This window comes from Dolichospermum planctonicum (genome assembly GCF_005402965.1).
GTDB lineage: Bacteria > Cyanobacteriota > Cyanobacteriia > Cyanobacteriales > Nostocaceae > Dolichospermum > Dolichospermum planctonicum.
This window is the reverse complement of the sequence record NZ_BJCF01000110.1, coordinates 1-1,338: the sequence shown is the minus strand read 5'-3', so window position 1 is coordinate 1,338 and position 1,338 is coordinate 1. Positions and strand designations below refer to the sequence as shown.

Sequence of the window (1,338 nt, the reverse complement as noted above, 5' to 3'; positions counted from 1 at the left end):
CTATGCTCCCACAGAACAGTAAGTGACTATTGACACTTTGTCCATCGACTACGCCTTTCGGCCTCGCCTTAGGTCCCGACTAACCCAGAGTGGACGAACCTGGCTCTGGAACCCTTAGGGTTTCGGGGTGTATGATTCTCACATACATTTGCGCTACTCAAGCCGACATTCTCACTTCCGTTTCGTCCACAGCTGCTTGCCGCTACTGCTTCTCCCTACTACGGAACGCTCCCCTACCGATTATGATTAGTAATCCCACAGCTTCGGTACATCACTTAGCCCCGTTCATTTTCGGCGCAAGAACGCTTGACTAGTGAGCTATTACGCACTCTTTCAAGGGTGGCTGCTTCTAGGCAAACCTCCTAGTTGTCTAGGCATTCTCACCTCCTTTATCACTTAGTGATGATTTGGGGACCTTAGCTGGTGGTCTGGGCTGTTTCCCTCTTGACAATGAAGCTTATCCCCCACTGTCTCACTGGCTGTGTGTTCTCTGGGTATTCTGAGTTTGTCTCGATTTGGTACCGGTCTCCCAGCCCGCACCGAAACAGTGCTTTACCCCCCAGATTTAATCACAACCGCTGCGCCTCAACACATTTCGGGGAGAACCAGCTAGCTCCTGGTTCGATTGGTATTTCACCCCTAACCACACCTCATCCGCTGATTTTTCAACATCAGTCGGTTCGGACCTCCACTTGGTGTTACCCAAGCTTCATCCTGGACATGGTTAGATCACCAGGGTTCGGGTCTATAAACACTGATTTTCGCCCTCTTCAGACTCGGTTTCCCTTTGGCTCCAGCATTCTCGCTTTAACCTACCAGTGCCTATAAGTCGCCGGCTCATTCTTCAACAGGCACGCGGTCATCCGTTTAATCGGACTCCCACTGCTTGTAAGCTTATGGTTTCATGTTCTATTTCACTCCCCTTCCGGGGTTCTTTTCACCTTTCCCTCGCGGTACTTGTTCTCTATCGGTCACACAGTAGTATTTAGCCTTACGAGGTGGTCCTCGCTGATTCATACGGAATTCCTCGTGCTCCGTACTACTCGGGATGCAGCTACTATCCTTTGACTTTCGACTACGGGACTTTCACCCCCTCTGGTACAGTATTTAGCTGTTTCGTCTAGTCTCCAGATTCGATATTGCTGTCCCACTACCCCAAAAGATAAATCCTTTGGTTTAGGCTCTTCCCCTTTCGCTCACCACTACTGAGGGAATCTCTGTTTTGATTTCTCTTCCTCCAGCTACTAAGATGTTTCAGTTCGCTGGGTTGGCTCTTTCCTGTCTATATATTCAACAGGTAGTATTTAGGGTTGCCCCATTCGGATATTTCCGGCTCTT

The 1,338-nt window shown here is 49.4% G+C and carries 1 rRNA gene; it reads right to left on the bottom strand.

From position 1 onward, the window contains the following. Positions 1 to 1,338, bottom strand: a 23S ribosomal RNA gene (locus tag FFO06_RS20620); the annotation flags it as partial.